The 240-nt window shown below is 57.1% G+C and carries 1 pseudogene; it reads left to right on the top strand.

Features of this window, described 5'->3' with window-relative positions:
• Positions 1-239 (top strand): annotated as a pseudogene (locus AF337_RS45710) (hypothetical protein); the annotation flags it as partial.
• Between the last annotated feature and the right edge of the window lies 1 nt (position 240).

Here is a 240-nt window from a genome sequence, read left to right as displayed (position 1 = left end):
GACACCGCCGGTCAGGATTCATCCATGCCCATATCGCGCTGATCGCGACCGGTCTAACCATGGTGCGGGGAGCCGTTGCGCAAGCCGGCCTTTCGGAGTTTGCGCTGCCTCAATTTCAACGGGGCGACTGGTCGTTCCTGCCGCTATCCCAACCGCTTGGGACCTTCCTTTTCATATCCGTGTTTTTGGCCTGCATCTGCAGCCATTTAACAGTCATCAAGCGTGCAATATCGGCGTGAT

The organism is Rhizobium ecuadorense (genome assembly GCF_001187535.1).
Lineage (GTDB): Bacteria > Pseudomonadota > Alphaproteobacteria > Rhizobiales > Rhizobiaceae > Rhizobium > Rhizobium ecuadorense.
Note: the sequence above shows the minus strand (reverse complement) of the source record. Positions and strands in the feature narration are given on the sequence as shown.